We start from the raw sequence: 18233 nt of genomic DNA, 5'->3' as shown, positions 1-18233 counted from the left end.
TTAGCGCTCCAGCGTGTTTTTATCATCAGAGGGCTGAACCGCTGCCAGCTTGTGTTCTAACTCGGCCACGCGTTTGGCCAGCGCATCCATCCCCGGAACCTCATCAGGCTTAGTAATGTGGTTCTGCATGCCCCAGCCGCGATCTTCGCGGTACAGCGTGGCCCAAATCCACAGGAACGGCCAGATGGCATGGAGCGTAAACAGGCTGATCCAGCCTGCCGTATGAATAGCATCGGCATGGGGATGATTACGCTTTTTAGCCATATTATAGGGGATGTCATGGATGGCGATGATTCCGTAAAAAAGAACCAGAAATACAAAAATCAACACGCCCAGCGCGAAATAGTTGAGAAACATAGTCTCCTCACTTAAACAACGTCAACTCATTACATTAATAAAACAGCACGCAGCCTAATTAATTTATTTTTAAATTTAAAAGGCACACTGATTATTTCAGAGCCGGGGAGTATCGTTTTTTATAATATCTCCACGCAAGTTTATAAGCGTGTCAAAATATATCCTGAATAATAATATACTCAACCTTACATTATGAGCGTAATTCAGGTTTCAACTTTCCGCCATACTACATATGAAAACTGTTTTATTAGCTTTCCGTGTTACTCGAGGCCGTCCTGACGCCGATCGCAGTCGGAGAAATCTGCATAAAAATATTTTGTGAAACCAGTCACAATCCGGAAACAAACACGCAAAAACAAAACGTGACACCAATCACATAAAGAGGTGGTTTTTGCTCTATTTTTCGCCATCGTATTTTTTTTACTCGCCTATTTTGTGACTCAGGTCACTTCATTCAACACCACACCCCCTACATTTACGTGACATGCATCACACAAAATTCCACTATCTGGACAGTTGAACGATTCAGTGCCAGATTTCACAGCATCAGAACAGGGTCCGGCTACCTCTGCCGCCTCATTAACAATAAACCTCGGGCCGCAAGCCTAAGCGTAAACAGAAGAAGGGGTGTTTTATGTCATCCGATTTCAAGATCAAAGTTCAAAGCTTTGGTCGTTTCCTCAGCAACATGGTGATGCCAAATATCGGCGCGTTTATCGCGTGGGGTATTATCACCGCATTGTTCATTCCGACAGGGTGGTTGCCTAACGAAACGCTGGCGAAACTTGTTGGCCCAATGATTACCTATCTCCTGCCGCTGCTCATCGGTTATACCGGTGGTCGTCTGGTGGGCGGTGACCGTGGTGGCGTCGTGGGTGCCATCACAACCATGGGCGTGATCGTCGGTGCGGATATGCCGATGTTCCTCGGTGCGATGATTGCCGGTCCTCTGGGCGGCTGGGCGATTAAGAAATTCGACGTCTGGGTTGATGGCAAGATCAAGTCCGGCTTCGAAATGCTGGTGAACAACTTCTCTGCGGGCATCATCGGGATGATCCTCGCGATTCTGGCGTTCCTCGGCATTGGTCCGGCTGTTGAAGTGCTGTCCAAACTGCTGGCGGCGGGCGTTAACTTCATGGTGGCGCACGACATGCTGCCGCTGGCGTCTATCTTCGTTGAACCGGCGAAAATCCTGTTCCTGAACAACGCCATTAACCACGGTATCTTCTCGCCGCTGGGTATTCAGCAGTCTCACGATCTCGGCAAGTCCATCTTCTTCCTGATTGAAGCGAACCCGGGTCCGGGTATGGGCGTTCTGCTGGCGTACATGTTCTTTGGTCGCGGCAGCGCGAAGCAGTCTGCTGGCGGCGCGGCTATCATCCACTTCCTGGGCGGTATCCACGAAATTTACTTCCCGTACGTGCTGATGAACCCACGTCTGATCCTGGCCGTTATCCTCGGCGGTATGACTGGTGTGTTCACCCTGAGTGTGCTGGGCGGCGGTCTGGTCTCCCCTGCTTCTCCAGGCTCTATCCTGGCGGTGCTGGCGATGACGCCGAAAGGCGCGTACTTCGCGAACATCGCGGCGATCTGTGCGGCGATGGCGGTCTCCTTCGTGGTCTCTTCTATCCTGCTGAAAACCAGCAAGGTGAAAGAAGACGACGATATCGAAGCGGCAACCCGTCGTATGCACGACATGAAAGCCGAATCCAAAGGCGCGACCCCACTGGCGGCTGGCGATGTTTCTAACGACCTGAGCCACGTGCGTAAAATCATCGTTGCCTGCGACGCCGGTATGGGTTCCAGCGCAATGGGTGCCGGCGTGCTGCGCAAGAAAGTGCAGGATGCGGGCCTGACCAACATCTCCGTAACCAACAGCGCGATTAACAACCTGCCGCCGGACGTTGACCTGGTCATCACGCACCGCGATCTGACCGAGCGCGCTATGCGTCAGGTACCGCAGGCACAGCACATCTCGCTGACCAACTTCCTGGACAGCGGCCTGTACACCAGCCTGACCGAACGTCTGGTTGCCGCGCAGCGTCACGAAGACAACGAAGTGAAAGTGCGCACCAGCCTGCAGGACAGCTTTGACGAGAGCAATGCTCACCTGTTTAAGCTGGGCGCGGAGAACATCTTCCTCGGCCGTACCGCGAGCACCAAAGAAGAGGCGATTCGCTTTGCCGGTGAACAGCTGGTGAAGGGCGGCTACGTTCAGCCAGAATACGTTGACGCGATGCTGGAACGTGAAAAACTGACGCCAACCTACCTGGGTGAATCCATCGCGGTTCCGCACGGTACGGTTGAAGCGAAAGACCGCGTGCTGAAAACCGGCGTGGTGTTCTGTCAGTATCCTGACGGCGTGCGCTTCGGTGAAGAAGAGGACGACATCGCCCGTCTGGTGATTGGTATCGCCGCTCGCAACAACGAGCATATTCAGGTGATTACCAGCCTGACCAACGCGCTGGATGATGAGTCCGTCATCGAGCGCCTGGCACAAACTGAAAGCGTTGAAGAAGTTCTGGCCCTGCTCAACAAATAGCAGCGCCTCTTCCCTCTCCCCTTCGGGGAGAGGGCTAGGGTGAGGGGGAAACGTTCCTCACCCCAGCCCTCTCGGGTAAAAACATTGATGAAGGTTAACACTATGAAAGCATTACATTTTGGCGCAGGTAATATCGGTCGTGGCTTTATCGGTAAACTGCTGGCAGACGCGGGCATTACCCTGACATTCGCCGATGTGAATCAGGTGGTTCTGGATGCCCTGAATGCCCGTCATAGCTATCAGGTTCATGTGGTGGGTGAAAACGAACAGGTTGAAACCGTCTCTGGCGTCAACGCGGTCAGCAGCATCGGCGACGACGTGATTGACCTGATCGCCAGCGTTGATCTGGTGACCACCGCCGTGGGTCCGGTAGTGCTTGAACGTATTGCTCCTGCGGTCGCGAAAGGCCTGACGAAGCGTAAAGCACAGGGCATTGAAACACCGCTGAACATCATCGCCTGTGAAAACATGGTGCGCGGCACCACGCAGCTGAAAGGCCACGTTATGGCGGCCGTGGCTGAGGAAGATAAAGCCTGGGTTGAAGCGCACGTCGGGTTTGTGGATTCCGCTGTAGACCGTATCGTTCCGCCGTCCGAATCCGCCACCAACGATCCGCTGGAAGTCACTGTTGAAACCTTCAGCGAGTGGATCGTCGATAAAACTCAGTTCAAGGGCGCGCTGCCGACCATTCCGGGAATGGAACTCACTGATAACCTGATGGCATTTGTCGAACGCAAACTCTTCACGCTGAACACCGGGCATGCTATAACCGCGTACCTCGGAAAGTTGGCCGGTCATCAGACCATTCGCGACGCGATCCTCGATGAGCAGATCCGCGCGGTGGTGAAAGGGGCAATGGAAGAGAGCGGCGCGGTGCTGATCAAACGCTACGGTTTTGATGCTGATAAACACGCAGCATACATCCAGAAAATCCTCGGTCGTTTTGAAAACCCGTATCTGAAAGATGACGTTGAGCGCGTGGGCCGTCAGCCGCTGCGTAAGCTGAGCGCGGGCGACCGCCTGATTAAGCCGCTGCTGGGCACGCTGGAATACGGTCTGCCGCACGCCAACCTGGTGAAAGGAATTGCTGCCGCGATGCACTACCGCAGCGAGCAGGACCCGCAGGCGATTGAGCTGGCTCAGCTGATTGATGACAAAGGCGCGCAGGCTGCGCTGGCGCAGATTTCCGGTCTGGACGCCAGCAGCGACATGGTTGCGGAGGCGGTTAACGCATACAACGCAACCAAATGATGCAGAATCCGGCGCAGGTAAGCCTGCGCCCGAATAACAGATTGTCAGATATGCAGGCAATAATGGAACAAACCCAGGCCTTTGAAAATCGTGTGCTTGAGCGTCTGAATGCTGGCAAAACCGTACGAAGTTTCCTGATTGCCGCCGTCGAGCTGTTAACCGAGGCGGTGAACATTCTGGTGCTTCAGGTGTTTCGCAAAGACGACTACGCGGTAAAGTACGCTGTAGAACCGTTACTGGACGGAGACGGACCGCTGGGCGATCTGTCGGTGCGTCTGAAGCTGATTTATGGTCTTGGCGTGCTCAACCGCCAGGAGTATGAAGACGCTGAACTGTTAATGGCGCTGCGCGAAGAACTCAATCATGATGGTAATGAGTACACTTTTACCGATGATGAGATCCTGGGGCCGTTCGGCGAGCTGCACTGCGTCACCGCCCTGCCTCCTGCTCCCCATTTTGATAACAGCGACCCTGAACTGTACGCGATGCAAAAGCTGCGCTATCAACAGGTTGTCCGTTCCACGATGGTCCTCTCCCTGACTGAGCTGATTTCTAAAATCAGCTTAAAAAAAGCGTTTCAGAAGTAAGCCCGTTCACATTGGTGTATCCTTCCCTGTAATTCCCCCGATTTAGAGTCAATTGTCATGAAAGAAGTCGAAAAGAACGAAATTAAACGCCTGAGCGACCGTCTGGATCTGATCCGTCACCAGATGGCTGGCCTGTCTCTGGTTGATTCCGCCGAGAAATATGCCGAGCTGGAAAAAGAGTCCGTGAAGCTGGAAGCGGAGATTGAGCGCCTGCGCGAAGTGAAAGGCCAGAAGCTGAGCAAAGAAGCGCAGAAGCTGATGAACATGCCGCACCGCCGCGCGATCACCAAAAAAGAGCAGGCCGACATGGGCAAGCTGAAGAAAAGCGTCCGTGGTCTGGTGGTGGTACACCCGATGACCGAGCTTGGCCGCGAAATGGGCCTGAAAGAGATGACGGGTTTTTGTAAGACCGCATTCTGATTTCATGCCGGGTGGCGCTGCGCTTACCCGGCCTACTCTTTTCCCCTTCGCGTGAATTGGTCCAACCAATAGCCCAATCAATCCTCCCCCGGTTCACAATTCCATTATTTGCGCTCACAAAACCATTGCCACTCCATAACATCTGGTTAACCATTCATTGTCATTAACCCTACAACACAATATTGGCAGGACCAATTTTACACAGATTGTGACGCAGAGTTGAGCGGAGACTCACCCGCAGCACAGGCTGTCTGGTCCCCAGGAGACCTGCATGAGCCTCTGGCAACAAAACTACGACCCGGCCGGCAATATCTGGCTGTCGAGCCTGATCGCATCGCTACCGATCCTGTTCTTCTTCTTTGCGCTGATTAAGCTCAAGCTGAAGGGCTACCTCGCCGCGACGTACACCGTTGCCATCGCCCTGCTGGTGGCGCTGTTCTTCTACAAGATGCCGGTCGACCGCGCGCTGGCCTCCGTCGTCTACGGTTTCTTCTACGGCCTGTGGCCGATTGCGTGGATCATCATCGCCGCGGTCTTTGTCTATAAAATCTCGGTAAAGACCGGGCAGTTCGACATCATTCGTTCGTCGATTCTCTCCATCACCCCGGACCAGCGCTTGCAGATGCTGATTGTCGGCTTCTCCTTCGGGGCGTTCCTTGAAGGCGCGGCAGGATTCGGCGCACCGGTGGCGATCACCGCCGCGCTGCTGGTCGGGTTGGGCTTTAACCCGCTGTACGCCGCTGGCCTGTGCCTGATTGTGAACACCGCACCGGTGGCGTTTGGCGCGATGGGGATTCCGATTCTGGTGGCCGGACAGGTGACCGGGCTGGACAGCTTTGAGATCGGCCAGATGGTTGGCCGCCAGCTGCCGTTCCTGACCATTATCGTGCTGTTCTGGATCATGGCGATTATGGACGGCTGGCGCGGCGTGAAGGAGACCTGGCCTGCGGTGATGGTGGCAGGCGGTTCGTTCGCGATTGCCCAGTATCTCAGCTCAAACTTCCTCGGCCCGGAACTGCCGGACATCATCTCTTCCCTGGTGTCGCTGGTCTGTCTGACGCTGTTCCTGAAACGCTGGCAGCCGGTGCGTATCTTCCGCTTTGCGGACATGGGCGCGTCGCATGTGGATCAGACCCTCGCCCGCACGGGCTATACCGCAGGACAGATCGTCCGCGCATGGTCGCCGTTCCTGTTCCTGACCGCCACCGTGACGCTGTGGAGCATACCGCCGTTTAAAGCGATGTTCGCTCCCGGCGGCGCGCTGTACGACATGGTGATTAACATCTCCGTGCCGTTCCTCGACAAGATGGTTGCCCGCATGCCGCCGGTCGTGCACGACGCCACCCCGTATGCGGCAGTGTTTAAGTTTGACTGGTTCTCCGCCACCGGTACGGCCATCCTGTTTGCGGCACTCCTTTCCGTGGTGTGGCTGCGCATGAAGCCTGCCGCCGCGGTACAGACTTTTGCGGCAACGATTAAAGAGCTGATGCTGCCGATCTACTCCATCGGCATGGTGCTGGCGTTCGCGTTTATCTCGAACTACTCCGGCCTGTCGTCGACGCTGGCGTTAGCGCTGGCCCACACCGGCCACGCATTCACCTTCTTCTCGCCGTTCCTCGGCTGGCTGGGGGTGTTCCTGACGGGTTCAGATACCTCGTCTAACGCCCTGTTTGCCGCCCTGCAGGCGACGGCTGCGCAGCAGATTGGCGTGTCGGACGTGCTGCTGGTCGCCGCGAACACCACCGGCGGCGTGACCGGCAAAATGATCTCCCCGCAGTCCATCGCCATTGCCTGTGCGGCGGTGGGACTGGTGGGCAAAGAGTCGGACCTGTTCCGCTTTACCGTGAAACACAGCCTGATATTCACCTGCATGGTGGGCGTGATCACCACCCTGCAGGCCTATGTCTTAACCTGGATGATCCCATGATAGTGATGCCCAGACGCCTGTCCGACGAGATTGCCTCTCGCGTGCGGGCGCTGATTGAAGAACAACAGCTGGAAGCGGGCATGAAATTGCCCGCCGAGCGCCAGCTTGCCGCCCGGCTTGGCGTATCGCGTAACTCATTGCGCGAGGCGCTGGCGACGCTGGTCAGCGAAGGCGTACTGGTGAGCCGTCGCGGCGGCGGCACCTTTGTGCGCTGGCAGCATGACGACTGGTCCGAGCAAAACATCGTTCAGCCGCTGAAGACGCTGCTGGAAAACGATCCGGACTACAGCTTCGACATTCTTGAAGCGCGTCACGCCATCGAAACCAGTACCGCATGGCACGCAGCGATGCGGGCAACCGAAGCCGACAAAGAGAAGCTCAAAGCCTGCTTCGAAGCCACGCTGAGCAGCGACCCGGACATCGCCTCCCAGGCGGACGTGCGTTTCCATCTGGCAATCGCCGAGGCGTCGCACAACGTGGTGCTGCTCCAGACCATGCGCGGGTTCTTCGACCTGCTGCAATCCTCCGTGAAGCAGAGCCGCCAGCGCATGTATCTGGTCCCGCCGGTCTTTGCCCAGCTGACCGAACAGCACGAGGCGGTGCTCAACGCCATTCTGGCCGGCGATGCCGAAGCCGCGCGCAAGGCGATGATGGCGCATCTCGGCTTCGTGCACACCACCATTAAACGATTTGATGAAGACCAGGCCCGACAGGCGCGTATTACCCGTCTGCCTGGCGACAGTGATATTTCCAGGGAGAACAAAGCATGATTATTTCAGCAGCCAGTGACTATCGCGCCGCGGCGCAGCGCATTTTGCCGCCGTTCCTGTTCCACTACATCGACGGTGGGGCGTATGCCGAATACACCCTGCGCCGCAACGTGGAGGATCTGTCAGAAGTGGCCCTGCGCCAGCGCGTGCTGAAGAATATGTCTGACCTGAGCCTTGAGACGAAGCTGTTCAACGAAACGCTTTCCATGCCGGTAGCGCTCGCGCCTGTCGGCTTATGCGGCATGTACGCCCGCCGGGGCGAAGTGCAGGCCGCCGCCGCGGCAGATGCTAAAGGCATTCCGTTTACCCTCTCTACCGTCTCGGTCTGTCCGATTGAAGAGGTCGCCCCGACCCTCAAGCGCCCGATGTGGTTCCAGCTGTACGTCCTGCGCGATCGCGGCTTTATGCGTAACGCCCTGGAGCGCGCCAAAGCGGCGGGCTGCTCCACGCTGGTCTTTACAGTCGATATGCCCACGCCCGGCGCGCGCTACCGTGATGCCCACTCCGGCATGAGCGGCCCGAACGCCGCGATGCGCCGCTACTGGCAGGCGGTTACGCATCCGCAGTGGGCGTGGGATGTGGGTCTGAACGGCCGTCCGCACGATCTGGGGAATATCTCGGCCTACCTTGGCAAACCGACCGGGCTGGAGGATTACATCGGCTGGCTGGCGAACAATTTCGATCCGTCGATTTCATGGAAAGACCTGGAGTGGATCCGCGAATTCTGGGATGGCCCGATGGTGATCAAAGGGATCCTTGACCCGGAAGATGCCCGCGACGCGGTGCGCTTCGGCGCGGATGGAATTGTGGTCTCTAACCACGGCGGACGCCAGCTTGACGGCGTGCTCTCTTCCGCCCGCGCCCTGCCGGCCATTGCCGATGCGGTGAAAGGCGATATTGCCATTCTGGCCGACAGCGGCATCCGCAACGGGCTGGACGTGGTGCGCATGATTGCGCTGGGCGCAGACAGCGTGCTGCTGGGCCGCGCATATCTTTACGCCCTGGCGACGGCCGGTCAGGCGGGCGTGGCAAATCTGCTGAACCTGATCGAGAAAGAGATGAAGGTGGCGATGACCCTGACCGGCGCGAAGTCGATCAGTGAAATCAGCAAGGATTCGCTGGTGCAGGAGCTGAGTAAACTGCCGGCGGCGCTGGCTCCGCTGTCACATGGCGACGCGGCCTGATCCTCTCCCGTTACCCCACCTTTCCCATGCGTCCGATTTCCCCCTCGGGCGCTTTTTTTGTCGAAAATAACACCTGCGTAACATTCTGGATAAGAAAATTTGACACACCCCTCCCGTTCGCAATTGTATAGACAAGCAAATACAAGAACACAAAAACAACATCACATCGGAGGGGAGCGTATGACCTATTCAGGTAAGGTGGATATTCAGCAGGTGATCGACGAGAGTCCTTTTTCAGGGTTTCACTGGCTTCTTATCGTGCTGGGCTTTCTGGTTCTGGCGATCGATGGTTTTGATACGGCAGCGATGGGCTACATCGCGCCTACGCTGTCGGCGGAGTGGGGAATACATAAACAGGATTTGGGGCCGGTGCTGAGTGCGGCGCTGCTGGGGCTGTCGCTGGGAGCCCTTATTGCAGGTCCGGTATCGGACCGGATGGGACGCAAGCGCGTGCTGGTCTTCTCGTGCCTGTTCTTCGGCCTGGCGAGCCTGGGGACGGCCTGGGCGCAAAGCCTCAACACCCTGACGCTATGGCGCTTTCTGACGGGTCTCGGGCTCGGCGCCGCCATGCCTAACGCCATCACGCTGATCTCAGAGTTCGCCCCCCAGCGCTGCCGCGCCATGGCGATTAATACCATGTACTGCGGCTTCCCTCTGGGCGCAGCGGGCGGCGGGGCGATCTCTTCCTGGCTTATCCCTCACCACGGCTGGCGAAGCGTGCTGCTGACCGGCGCGATTGCACCGCTGATTTTAACCGTGCTGCTGGCGCTGCTGCTGCCGGAATCGGTGAAGTTTCTGGTGCAGCGCGGGAAAGACGTCGCGCAGGTTCGCCGCATTGCCAGCCGGTTCAGCCGCAGCACGCTGGAGAGCGTTACGGGCTTTTTCCTGGCGGAAGAGAAAGCCGCGTCTAAAAAAGGAAGCGTGGGGCAGCTGTTTTCCATGCCCTGGCTACCCGGCACCCTGATGCTGTGGGTGACTTATTTTATGGGGCTGGTGATTTACTACGTCCTGCTTAGCTGGATGCCGACGCTGATGCAGGGGATGGGTTATGCCCTGGCGGAATCCGCCTGGCTCACCTCGCTGTTTACCTTCGGCGGCACCGCAGGCATTCTGCTCGCGGGCTGGATGATGGACCGCTGGGAAGCGCACAAGGTGGTCGCAGGTGGTTTTGTGCTGACGATGGGCCTGATTCTTTTGCTTGGCCTTGAGCATAACCATATCGCCCTGTTTGGCGGGCTGATTTTCCTGATGGGGATCGCGATGAACGGCGCGCAGTCGGGCATGCAAACCCTGGCCGCCACCTTTTACCCTACCGAGTGCCGCGCGACGGGTATCGCCTGGATGCAGGGCATCGGCCGCTTTGGCGGCGTGGCGGGCACCATGACCAGCGCCCAGCTTCTTTCCATGCAGTGGCAGGCAGACAGTATTTTAATGATCCTCAGCGTGCCCGCTCTGGTGGCCGCTGCGGCAACCGTCTACAAAATGCTGTACAGCCGCTCGCAGGAACCCGGCGTCGCGTAGTTCCTCTCTTTTCTGCTATTCTGCCCCCGCAATTAAGGGGGCAGCATGCTTAACATCGTTTTATTCGAACCAGAAATTCCGCCGAACACCGGCAATATCATCCGCCTGTGCGCCAACACCGGTTTTCGTTTGCACATCATTGAGCCGATGGGCTTTACGTGGGACGACAAACGCCTGCGCCGCGCGGGGCTGGATTACCATGAATTTACCGCCGTGGTTCGCCATCACGATTACGCCGCGTTTCTGGAAGCAGAGAAGCCGCAGCGCATGTTCGCCCTGACCACCAAAGGCACGCCAGCGCACAGCGCCGTGAGCTATCAGGAGGGTGACTATCTGATGTTTGGCCCGGAAACCCGCGGCCTGCCGGCCACGATCCTGGATGCCCTGCCCGCTGAGCAGAAAATCCGTATTCCGATGATGCCGGACAGCCGCAGCATGAACCTGTCGAACGCGGTGTCGGTGGTGGTGTATGAAGCCTGGCGCCAGCTGGGTTACCCGGGCGCCATTCTCAGAAGTTAAATGCCGTCACCATACTCGAAGGTATGGTGAATGCCGTTGAAGTGCTGATCCATATCCATCGACGGCTTATCGCTGTCTGGCTTACCAACGATGCGCGCCGGTACGCCAGCGGCGGTGGTGTGCGGCGGCACGGGCTGGAGCACAACCGACCCCGCGCCAATCTTCGCGCCGCGCCCGACTTCGATATTGCCGAGGATTTTGGCGCCTGCGCCAATCATCACCCCTTCACGAATTTTCGGGTGGCGATCGCCGCTGGTTTTCCCGGTACCGCCCAGGGTAACGGATTGCAGGATCGACACATCGTCTTCAATCACCGCCGTTTCCCCGACAACGATCCCGGTGGCGTGGTCGAGCATGATCCCGCGGCCAATCTTCGCCGCCGGGTGAATATCAACCTGAAACGTCACGGAAACCTGGTTTTGCAGGAAGATCGCCAGCGCGCGGCGGCCTTCATTCCACAGCCAGTGGCCAATGCGGTACGCCTGCAGCGCGTGGAAGCCTTTCAGGTACAGCAGCGGTGTGGAGTATTTATCGACCGCCGGGTCACGGGTGCGCACGGCCTGGATATCACAGGCGGCAGAGGCGATCATTTCCGGGTCGGCGGCGTAGGCCTCTTCCACTACCTCACGAATGGCGATAGCAGGCATGATGGAGGAAGCCAGCTTATTGGCGAGCATATAGCTCAGCGCGCTGCCGAGATTTTCGTGCTTGAGTAGCGTCGCGTGATAGAAACTGGCCAGCATAGGCTCACAGTCCGCCAAAGCGCGGGCTTCGGCTTTAATGTTATTCCAGACGATATCCAGTTCTTCACACGGCATTGCTAACTCCAGACGATAGTTAATGACCAGCCAGTTCTGCGCTGGCTGGGTCATTCAGGTGACGATACTTCCCGGCTAATTGCTGCTGCGCTCGTCCTTGCGCGCACGACCTAATAGGGTCAATGCTGCCTCGCGCGCATTTTTTCCGCAATACAATACCTGATAAATTTCCTCGGTTATTGGCATTTCGACACCAAAACGGTGCGCCAACTCGCGGACTTCTTTGGTATTGCGGTAGCCTTCCACCACCTGTCCAATCTTCTCCTGCGCGCTTTTTACATCGCTGCCCTGTCCGAGCATCATGCCAAAGCGGCGGTTACGCGACTGGTTATCGGTACAGGTCAGCACCAGATCCCCCAGACCCGCCATCCCCATAAAGGTGGCCGGATCGGCACCCAGCGCTTCGCCCAGACGGGACATCTCGGTTAAGCCTCGGGTAATCAACGCCGTACGCGCGTTGGCGCCAAAGCCAATACCGTCAGACATCCCGGCCCCGATGGCAATCACGTTCTTCACCGCGCCGCCCAGCTGCACGCCGATAAAATCGGGGTTGCTGTAGACGCGGAAGCTCTTGCCGCAGTGCAGCAGTTGCTGGAGATCGTCGGAGAAAGCCTGATCGGTGGATGCCAGCGAGATCGCCGTCGGCAGGCCCGCAGCCAGCTCTTTGGCAAAGGTCGGCCCGGAGATGACCGCCAGCGGGATCTCATCCCCCAGCGCTTCGCGGGCAACGTCCTGCAGCAGACGTCCGGTTTCCGCTTCCAGCCCTTTGGTCGCCCAGACGATACGCGCATCCTGGCGCATCAGCGGCTTGATCTGATTCAGCACGTCGCCAAAGACATGGCTTGGCACCACAATCAAAATGTTGCGGCTGGCCGCCAGCGCGGTTGCAAGATCGCTTTCCAGGTGCAGGGTGTCAGGGAACGGAACGTCCGGGAGAAACGCCACATTGCAACGGTCGCGCTGCAGCGTGGCGATATGTTTTGGATCGTGGCCCCACAGGACCACGTCGTGACCATTTCTTGCCAGCGTGATGGCAAGAGCGGTGCCGTATGAGCCGGCACCGATCACAGTCATTGACGCATTAACAGTGCTCATCAGGCATCCTGATGTTGTTCGGCACCTTCGCCAGCCTGCTGCTGCAGATAGTTCATGAACAGCGCATCAAAGTTCACTGGCGCAAGGTTCAGTTGCGGGAATGTACCGCGAGAAACCAGGCTGGTGATGCATTCACGGGCATACGGGAACAGGATGTTCGGGCAGTATGCACCCAGGCAATGCGCCATCTGGTTGCCTTCGATGCCGCCGATGGAGAAGATACCGCCCTGCTGTACTTCGCACAGGAATGCAGTTTCTTCGCCCAGAGAGGCGGTCACGGTCACACGCAGTACGACTTCATACACGTCATCCGCCAGCTGGGTGGATGCGGTATCCAGATCAAGTTTAACCTCTGGCTGCCAGTCTTTCTGGAAAACGTGCGGCGCATTTGGCGCTTCGAAAGAGACATCCTTGGTGTAGATACGCTGGATCTGGAAAGTCATTTCGGTGTTGTTTTGTTCTGACATGGAAATACCCTTTTTAATTGTCCTAAAGTCTCTTAGCTCAGCAGCGGATCGAGTCCACCACGGGCGTCGAGCGCATACAAGTCATCACAGCCGCCAATGTGCTGCGCATCAATAAAAATCTGCGGAACCGTCGTACGACCACTACGTTGGATCATCTCTTCGCGTTTGATCGCGTCACCGTCAATCGGCAGTTCCTGGAACGTGACGCCTTTGCTGCTCAGCAGCGCTTTCGCACGGTGGCAGAACGGGCACGTCGCTTTGGTGTAGATCTCAATATTGGCCATGACTGAACTCCTTATTTACCGCGAACCAAAGGAAGATTTTCCCCGCTCCAGCCGGAAATCCCTTCTTTCAGTACCGTTACGTTTTCGAAGCCCGCTTTGTAAAGCGCGCTGGCAGATTCCTGCGCCTGCATACCGGTCGCATCCACAACGATAATGGGCTGGGCTTTGTGTTTCTCAAGCTCACCAACGTTGTTGGCTTTGATTTCAGCTGGCAACAGGTTGATTGCGCCGGCAATGTGACCTTTACGGAAATCGTCACGCTGACGCAGATCGACAACGACGGCATCTTCTTTGTTAATCAGACGCGTCGCTTCACCACGGGTGATAACCTTAATCTTAGACGTCAGGCTCTTAAATGTGGTGAACAGCACAGCAGCCAGCAGGCCAATCCACGCGATGCTCAGTACCGGATGGCGGCTAACGAATTGCATAATTTCTTGCATGGAGGGTAACTACTCCCGACTAAGTGATAAAAAAACCAGGACAGGAGTATACCTGTGCGTTCTGGCAAATACAGCCAGCGACCATAACCTAATCCATTTTCTGCGGCATGCCACCTAAAAAAATGCCTCAAAATGGTCCGGTCAGCATCTTGCCCCCGCGTTTTCTTTGATCTTCTGCGGCTATTTGATCGATTCAGCTGTAGTAAAATTACGCAAATTTTGACTCTTGAGCATGAGGTTGTTGCAATGTCGGTTTCTAAAAAACCTATGGTACTGGTGATTCTGGATGGCTATGGCTACCGTGAAGACAGCCAGGATAACGCTATTTTCAACGCAAAAACCCCGGTCATGGATGCACTGTGGGCAAAACGTCCGCATACCCTGATTGACGCATCCGGTCTGGAAGTGGGCCTGCCGGATCGCCAGATGGGCAACTCCGAAGTTGGCCACGTTAACCTCGGCGCGGGTCGTATCGTGTATCAGGATCTGACCCGTCTGGACGTCGAAATCAAAGAACGCACCTTCTTCGCTAACCCGGTTCTCTGCGGTGCGGTAGATAAAGCCGTTGCGGCAGGTAAAGCGGTGCATATCATGGGTCTGCTCTCCGCAGGCGGCGTGCACAGCCACGAAGATCACATCATGGCGATGGTTGAACTGGCCGCTGAACGCGGTGCGGAAAAAATCTACCTGCACGCCTTCCTGGACGGTCGAGACACGCCACCGCGCAGCGCAGAAGGGTCCCTGAAAGCTTTCGAAGACAAATTCGCTGCGCTGGGCAAAGGCCGCGTGGCCTCCATCATTGGCCGTTACTACGCTATGGACCGCGACAACCGCTGGGATCGCGTTGAACAGGCCTATGACCTGATGACTCTGGCAAAAGGGGAATTCCAGTTCCCGACTGCGGTTGAAGCGCTGGAAGCCGCTTACGCGCGTGATGAAAACGACGAATTCGTGAAAGCGAGCGTGATCCGCGCTGAAGGCCAGGCCGATGCCGCAATGGAAGATGGCGACGCGCTGATCTTCATGAACTTCCGCGCTGACCGCGCGCGCGAAATCACCCGTGCGTTCGTCAACAGCGACTTCGACGGTTTTGCCCGTAAGAAAGTGGTAAACATCGACTTCATCCAGCTGACCGAATACGCGGCAGACATCAAAGCGCCGTGCGCGTACCCACCAGCCTCGCTGGCTAACACCTTCGGCGAGTGGATGGCGAAGAACGACAAAACGCAGCTGCGTATTTCCGAAACGGAAAAATACGCGCACGTGACCTTCTTCTTTAACGGCGGCGTTGAAGAGCCGTTCAAAGGCGAAGAGCGCATTCTGATCAACTCGCCGAAAGTTGCGACTTACGATCTGCAGCCAGAGATGAGCTCTGCAGAATTGACTGAAAAACTGGTCGCGGCCATCGAAAGCGGCAAGTACGACACCATCATCTGTAACTACCCGAACGGCGACATGGTCGGCCATACCGGCGTAATGGAAGCGGCAGTGAAGGCGGTTGAAGCGCTGGACCACTGCGTTGAGCAGGTTGCGAAAGCGGTTGAGTCCGTTGGCGGCCAGCTGCTGATCACCGCTGACCACGGTAACGCCGAGCAGATGCGCGACCCGGCAACCGGTCAGGCGCACACCGCCCATACCAACCTGCCTGTTCCACTGATTTATGTGGGTGATAAATCACTGAAAGCAGTAGAAGGCGGCAAGCTTTCCGACATCGCGCCAACCATGTTGTCGCTGATGGGTATGCCGATCCCTGAAGAGATGACTGGTAAGCCGCTGTTCATCGTGGAATAATCGCTCCCCATGAGGGGAAAGGCGATTTTTTCAATCACATGGGTCGTGAAGCCGCTTAGGCTATCAGTCAGACCTCTGCTTTGCGCCAGCGCACTCAGCGCTGGCGTATTGCTGTGCGCCGCATCCGCCCATGCGGATGACCGCGACCAGCTGAAATCCATTCAGGCCGATATCGCCGCCAAAGAGCGTGCGGTACGCCAGCAGCAACAGCAGCGAGCCGCCCTGCTCGCCCAGCTTAAGCAGCAGGAAGAGGCCATCTCCGCTGCCGCACGTAAACTCCGTGAAACGCAAAACACCCTCACCCAGTTGAACAAACAGATCGACGAGATGAATGCGTCGATTGCCAAACTGGAGCGCCAGCGTGATGCGCAGGAGCGCAACCTCGCAGCACAGCTGGATGCCGCATTCCGTCAGGGTGAACACACTGGCCTTCAGCTGATCCTCAGCGGTGAAGAGAGCCAGCGCGGCCAACGTCTGCAGGCCTATTTCGGCTATCTGAACCAGGCGCGTCAGGAGACCATTGCACAGCTGAAGCAGACGCGTGAAGAGGTTTCCACCCAAAAAGCGGAGCTGGAAGAGAAGCAGAGCCAGCAGCAGACGTTGCTCTACGAACAAAAAGCGCAGCAGGCGAAACTTGAGCAGGCCCGTAACGAACGCAAGAAAACGCTGTCGGGTCTTGAGTCCTCCATTCAGGCAGGACAGAGCCAGCTGAGCGAAATGCGCGCCAACGAATCAAAACTGCGTAACAGCATTGCCCGTGCGGAAGCCGCAGCGAAGGCGCGCGCCGAAAAAGAGGCCCGCGAGGCGCAGGCGGTTCGCGACAAGCAGCAGGAAGCCTCCCGCAAGGGGACCACCTACAAGCCAAGCGAAAGCGAACGCTCCCTGATGTCGCGTACCGGCGGTCTGGGTTCCCCGCGCGGTCAGGCCTACTGGCCCGTTCGCGGCACTATTCTGCATCGCTATGGCGAACAGCTGCAGGGTGAGCTACGTTGGAAAGGGATCGTTATCGGTGCGTCTGAAGGTAGCGAAGTGAAAGCCATCGCCGATGGCCGCGTGATCCTGGCCGACTGGCTGCAGGGTTACGGACTGGTGGTGGTGGTCGAACACGGTAAAGGCGACATGAGTCTTTACGGCTACAACCAGAGCGCGCTGGTCAGCGTCGGCACCCAGGTGCGCGCCGGCCAACCCATCGCCCTTGTGGGCAGCAGTGGCGGTCAGGGCCGCCCGTCACTCTATTTCGAAATTCGTCGTCAGGGTCAGGCGGTCAATCCACAGCCGTGGTTGGGAAGATAAGTTTTGCTTCAATTTCGTCGAATGGTTCTCTTCGTCGTCAGCGCGCTGGCGCTGGCTGCACCGGTATACGCAGGTAAACTCGCCATCGTGATTGATGACTTCGGTTATCGTCCGCACTATGAAAATCAGGTGCTGGCGATGCCGTCAGCCATCTCCGTCGCCGTCCTGCCGAATGCGCCTCACGCGCATGAAATGGCCACCAAAGCGCACAATAGCGGCCACCAGGTCCTCATCCATCTTCCGATGGCACCGCTCAGCAAGCAGCCGCTGGAAAAAGACACCCTGCGCCCGGATATGAGCAGCGATGAGATCGAGCGCATCATCCGCGACGCCTACAACAAGGTGCCGTATGCCGTGGGTCTGAACAACCATATGGGCAGCGCGATGACCTCCAGCCTGTACGGTATGCTGAAGGTCATGCAGGCGCTGGAGCGTTACAATCTCTATTTCCTCGACAGCATGACCATTGGCAACAGCCAGGCGATGCGTGCCGCTCAGGGTACGGGGGTGAAGGTGATCAAGCGCAAAGTCTTCCTGGACGACTCCCAGAACGAAGCGGATATCCGCGTGCAGTTCAACCGCGCGGTACAGCTGGCGCGTCGTAACGGTTCGGCGATTGCCATCGGGCACCCGCATCCGTCTACCGTTCGCGTTTTGCAGCAAATGCTGCCGACCTTACCCGCCGATATCACCCTGGTACGCCCGAGCGATCTGCTCAATGAACCGCAGGTAGACACGTCTCGTCCAGAGAGCGCTCAACCTCCGGCAACGCAGCCGCGTAATCCGTTCCGCGGCGTGAAGAACTGCGCGCTGAAAAAGCCGCTCGAGCCGGTGCATGCAACCCGCTTCTTTACGGTCATCAGCGAAAGCGTGGGCCAGAGTACGCTGGTGCAGTACTTCCAGCACCAGTGGCAGGGATGGGGTAAAAAAGTCTCAGCGAACCAATCCCAGTGACAGGCGATTA

General features: G+C 57.3%; 18 protein-coding genes. 12 read left to right on the top strand and 6 right to left on the bottom strand.

The window, feature by feature from the left end:
• On the bottom strand, positions 1 to 357 hold the full coding sequence (locus INF73_RS06020) for a DUF3302 domain-containing protein (protein ID WP_028015048.1): 357 nt from the start codon (positions 355 to 357) through the stop codon (positions 1 to 3).
• Positions 358 to 991: 634 nt separating this feature from the next.
• Here INF73_RS06020 and INF73_RS06015 point away from each other — a divergent pair.
• From INF73_RS06015 to trmL, 9 genes are all read left to right on the top strand, one after another.
• Positions 992 to 2899: a PTS mannitol transporter subunit IICBA gene (locus INF73_RS06015; RefSeq protein WP_028015047.1), complete on the top strand. Its 1908-nt coding sequence runs from the start codon at positions 992 to 994 to the stop codon at positions 2897 to 2899.
• A 102-nt stretch (positions 2900 to 3001) separates the two neighbouring features.
• Positions 3002 to 4150 carry a mannitol-1-phosphate 5-dehydrogenase gene (mtlD, locus tag INF73_RS06010; protein WP_193541765.1) on the top strand — a complete coding sequence of 383 codons (1149 nt, stop codon included), beginning with the start codon at positions 3002 to 3004 and terminating at the stop codon, positions 4148 to 4150.
• Positions 4147 to 4737, top strand: coding sequence for a mannitol operon repressor MtlR (gene mtlR / locus INF73_RS06005; protein ID WP_028015045.1), 591 nt, complete (start codon positions 4147 to 4149; stop codon positions 4735 to 4737). The genes mtlD and mtlR overlap by 4 nt, the downstream gene beginning before the upstream one ends.
• 57 nt (positions 4738 to 4794) lie before the next feature.
• Positions 4795 to 5157, top strand: a complete 363-nt coding sequence (locus tag INF73_RS06000) for a YibL family ribosome-associated protein (RefSeq protein WP_015572767.1) — start codon at positions 4795 to 4797, stop codon at positions 5155 to 5157.
• 271 nt (positions 5158 to 5428) lie between these two features.
• Positions 5429 to 7084 carry an L-lactate permease gene (lldP, locus tag INF73_RS05995; protein ID WP_193541763.1) on the top strand — a complete coding sequence of 552 codons (1656 nt, stop codon included), beginning with the start codon at positions 5429 to 5431 and terminating at the stop codon, positions 7082 to 7084.
• The gene (lldR, locus tag INF73_RS05990) at positions 7081 to 7854 is read left to right on the top strand and encodes a transcriptional regulator LldR (RefSeq protein WP_045260049.1); all 774 of its coding nucleotides are present in this window, start codon (positions 7081 to 7083) and stop codon (positions 7852 to 7854) included. Before lldP ends, lldR begins: the two co-directional genes overlap by 4 nt.
• On the top strand, positions 7851 to 9038 hold the full coding sequence (lldD, locus tag INF73_RS05985; RefSeq protein ID WP_045630252.1) for a quinone-dependent L-lactate dehydrogenase: 1188 nt from the start codon (positions 7851 to 7853) through the stop codon (positions 9036 to 9038). The genes lldR and lldD overlap by 4 nt, the downstream gene beginning before the upstream one ends.
• 180 nt (positions 9039 to 9218) lie before the next feature.
• Positions 9219 to 10559, top strand: coding sequence for an aromatic acid/H+ symport family MFS transporter (locus INF73_RS05980; RefSeq protein WP_028015040.1), 1341 nt, complete (start codon positions 9219 to 9221; stop codon positions 10557 to 10559).
• Positions 10560 to 10604: 45 nt separating this feature from the next.
• Positions 10605 to 11078, top strand: a complete 474-nt coding sequence (gene trmL / locus INF73_RS05975) for a tRNA (uridine(34)/cytosine(34)/5-carboxymethylaminomethyluridine(34)-2'-O)-methyltransferase TrmL (protein ID WP_028015039.1) — start codon at positions 10605 to 10607, stop codon at positions 11076 to 11078.
• On the opposite strand, the gene cysE is transcribed toward trmL, so the two are convergent.
• The 5 genes from cysE to INF73_RS05950 all read right to left on the bottom strand — a co-directional run bounded on the left by cysE (position 11075) and on the right by INF73_RS05950 (position 14185).
• Complete coding sequence (cysE, locus tag INF73_RS05970; protein ID WP_008502718.1) at positions 11075 to 11896, bottom strand: serine O-acetyltransferase; 822 nt, start codon at positions 11894 to 11896, stop codon at positions 11075 to 11077. The genes trmL and cysE overlap by 4 nt on opposite strands.
• A 75-nt stretch (positions 11897 to 11971) precedes the next feature.
• Positions 11972 to 12991, bottom strand: coding sequence for an NAD(P)H-dependent glycerol-3-phosphate dehydrogenase (gene gpsA, locus INF73_RS05965; protein ID WP_193541761.1), 1020 nt, complete (start codon positions 12989 to 12991; stop codon positions 11972 to 11974).
• The gene (gene secB, locus INF73_RS05960) at positions 12991 to 13458 is read right to left on the bottom strand and encodes a protein-export chaperone SecB (protein ID WP_003860835.1); all 468 of its coding nucleotides are present in this window, start codon (positions 13456 to 13458) and stop codon (positions 12991 to 12993) included. The genes gpsA and secB overlap by 1 nt, the downstream gene beginning before the upstream one ends.
• A 32-nt stretch (positions 13459 to 13490) precedes the next feature.
• Positions 13491 to 13742 (bottom strand): glutaredoxin 3, encoded by a 252-nt coding sequence (grxC, locus tag INF73_RS05955; protein ID WP_028015037.1) that lies wholly within the window; start codon positions 13740 to 13742, stop codon positions 13491 to 13493.
• Positions 13743 to 13753: 11 nt separating this feature from the next.
• Positions 13754 to 14185: a rhodanese-like domain-containing protein gene (locus INF73_RS05950; protein ID WP_014882007.1), complete on the bottom strand. Its 432-nt coding sequence runs from the start codon at positions 14183 to 14185 to the stop codon at positions 13754 to 13756.
• 246 nt (positions 14186 to 14431) lie between these two features.
• Between INF73_RS05950 and gpmM the strand changes: the two genes are divergently transcribed.
• Genes gpmM through INF73_RS05935 form a run of 3 tightly spaced genes read left to right on the top strand, consistent with a single transcriptional unit; the run spans position 14432 to position 18223 of the window.
• The gene (gpmM, locus tag INF73_RS05945) at positions 14432 to 15976 is read left to right on the top strand and encodes a 2,3-bisphosphoglycerate-independent phosphoglycerate mutase (RefSeq protein ID WP_028015036.1); all 1545 of its coding nucleotides are present in this window, start codon (positions 14432 to 14434) and stop codon (positions 15974 to 15976) included.
• Positions 15977 to 16009: 33 nt separating this feature from the next.
• The gene (gene envC, locus INF73_RS05940; RefSeq protein ID WP_235428248.1) at positions 16010 to 17269 is read left to right on the top strand and encodes a murein hydrolase activator EnvC; all 1260 of its coding nucleotides are present in this window, start codon (positions 16010 to 16012) and stop codon (positions 17267 to 17269) included.
• Between the two features lie 3 nt (positions 17270 to 17272).
• Entirely contained in the window at positions 17273 to 18223 is a 951-nt protein-coding gene (locus tag INF73_RS05935) for a divergent polysaccharide deacetylase family protein (RefSeq protein ID WP_028015034.1), read from the top strand.
• Positions 18224 to 18233: the final 10 nt, after the last annotated feature.

The sequence above is a fragment of the Enterobacter cloacae complex sp. P6RS genome (assembly GCF_014982245.1).
GTDB lineage: Bacteria > Pseudomonadota > Gammaproteobacteria > Enterobacterales > Enterobacteriaceae > Enterobacter > Enterobacter bugandensis.
This window is presented reverse-complemented; position numbering and strand designations above follow the sequence as displayed.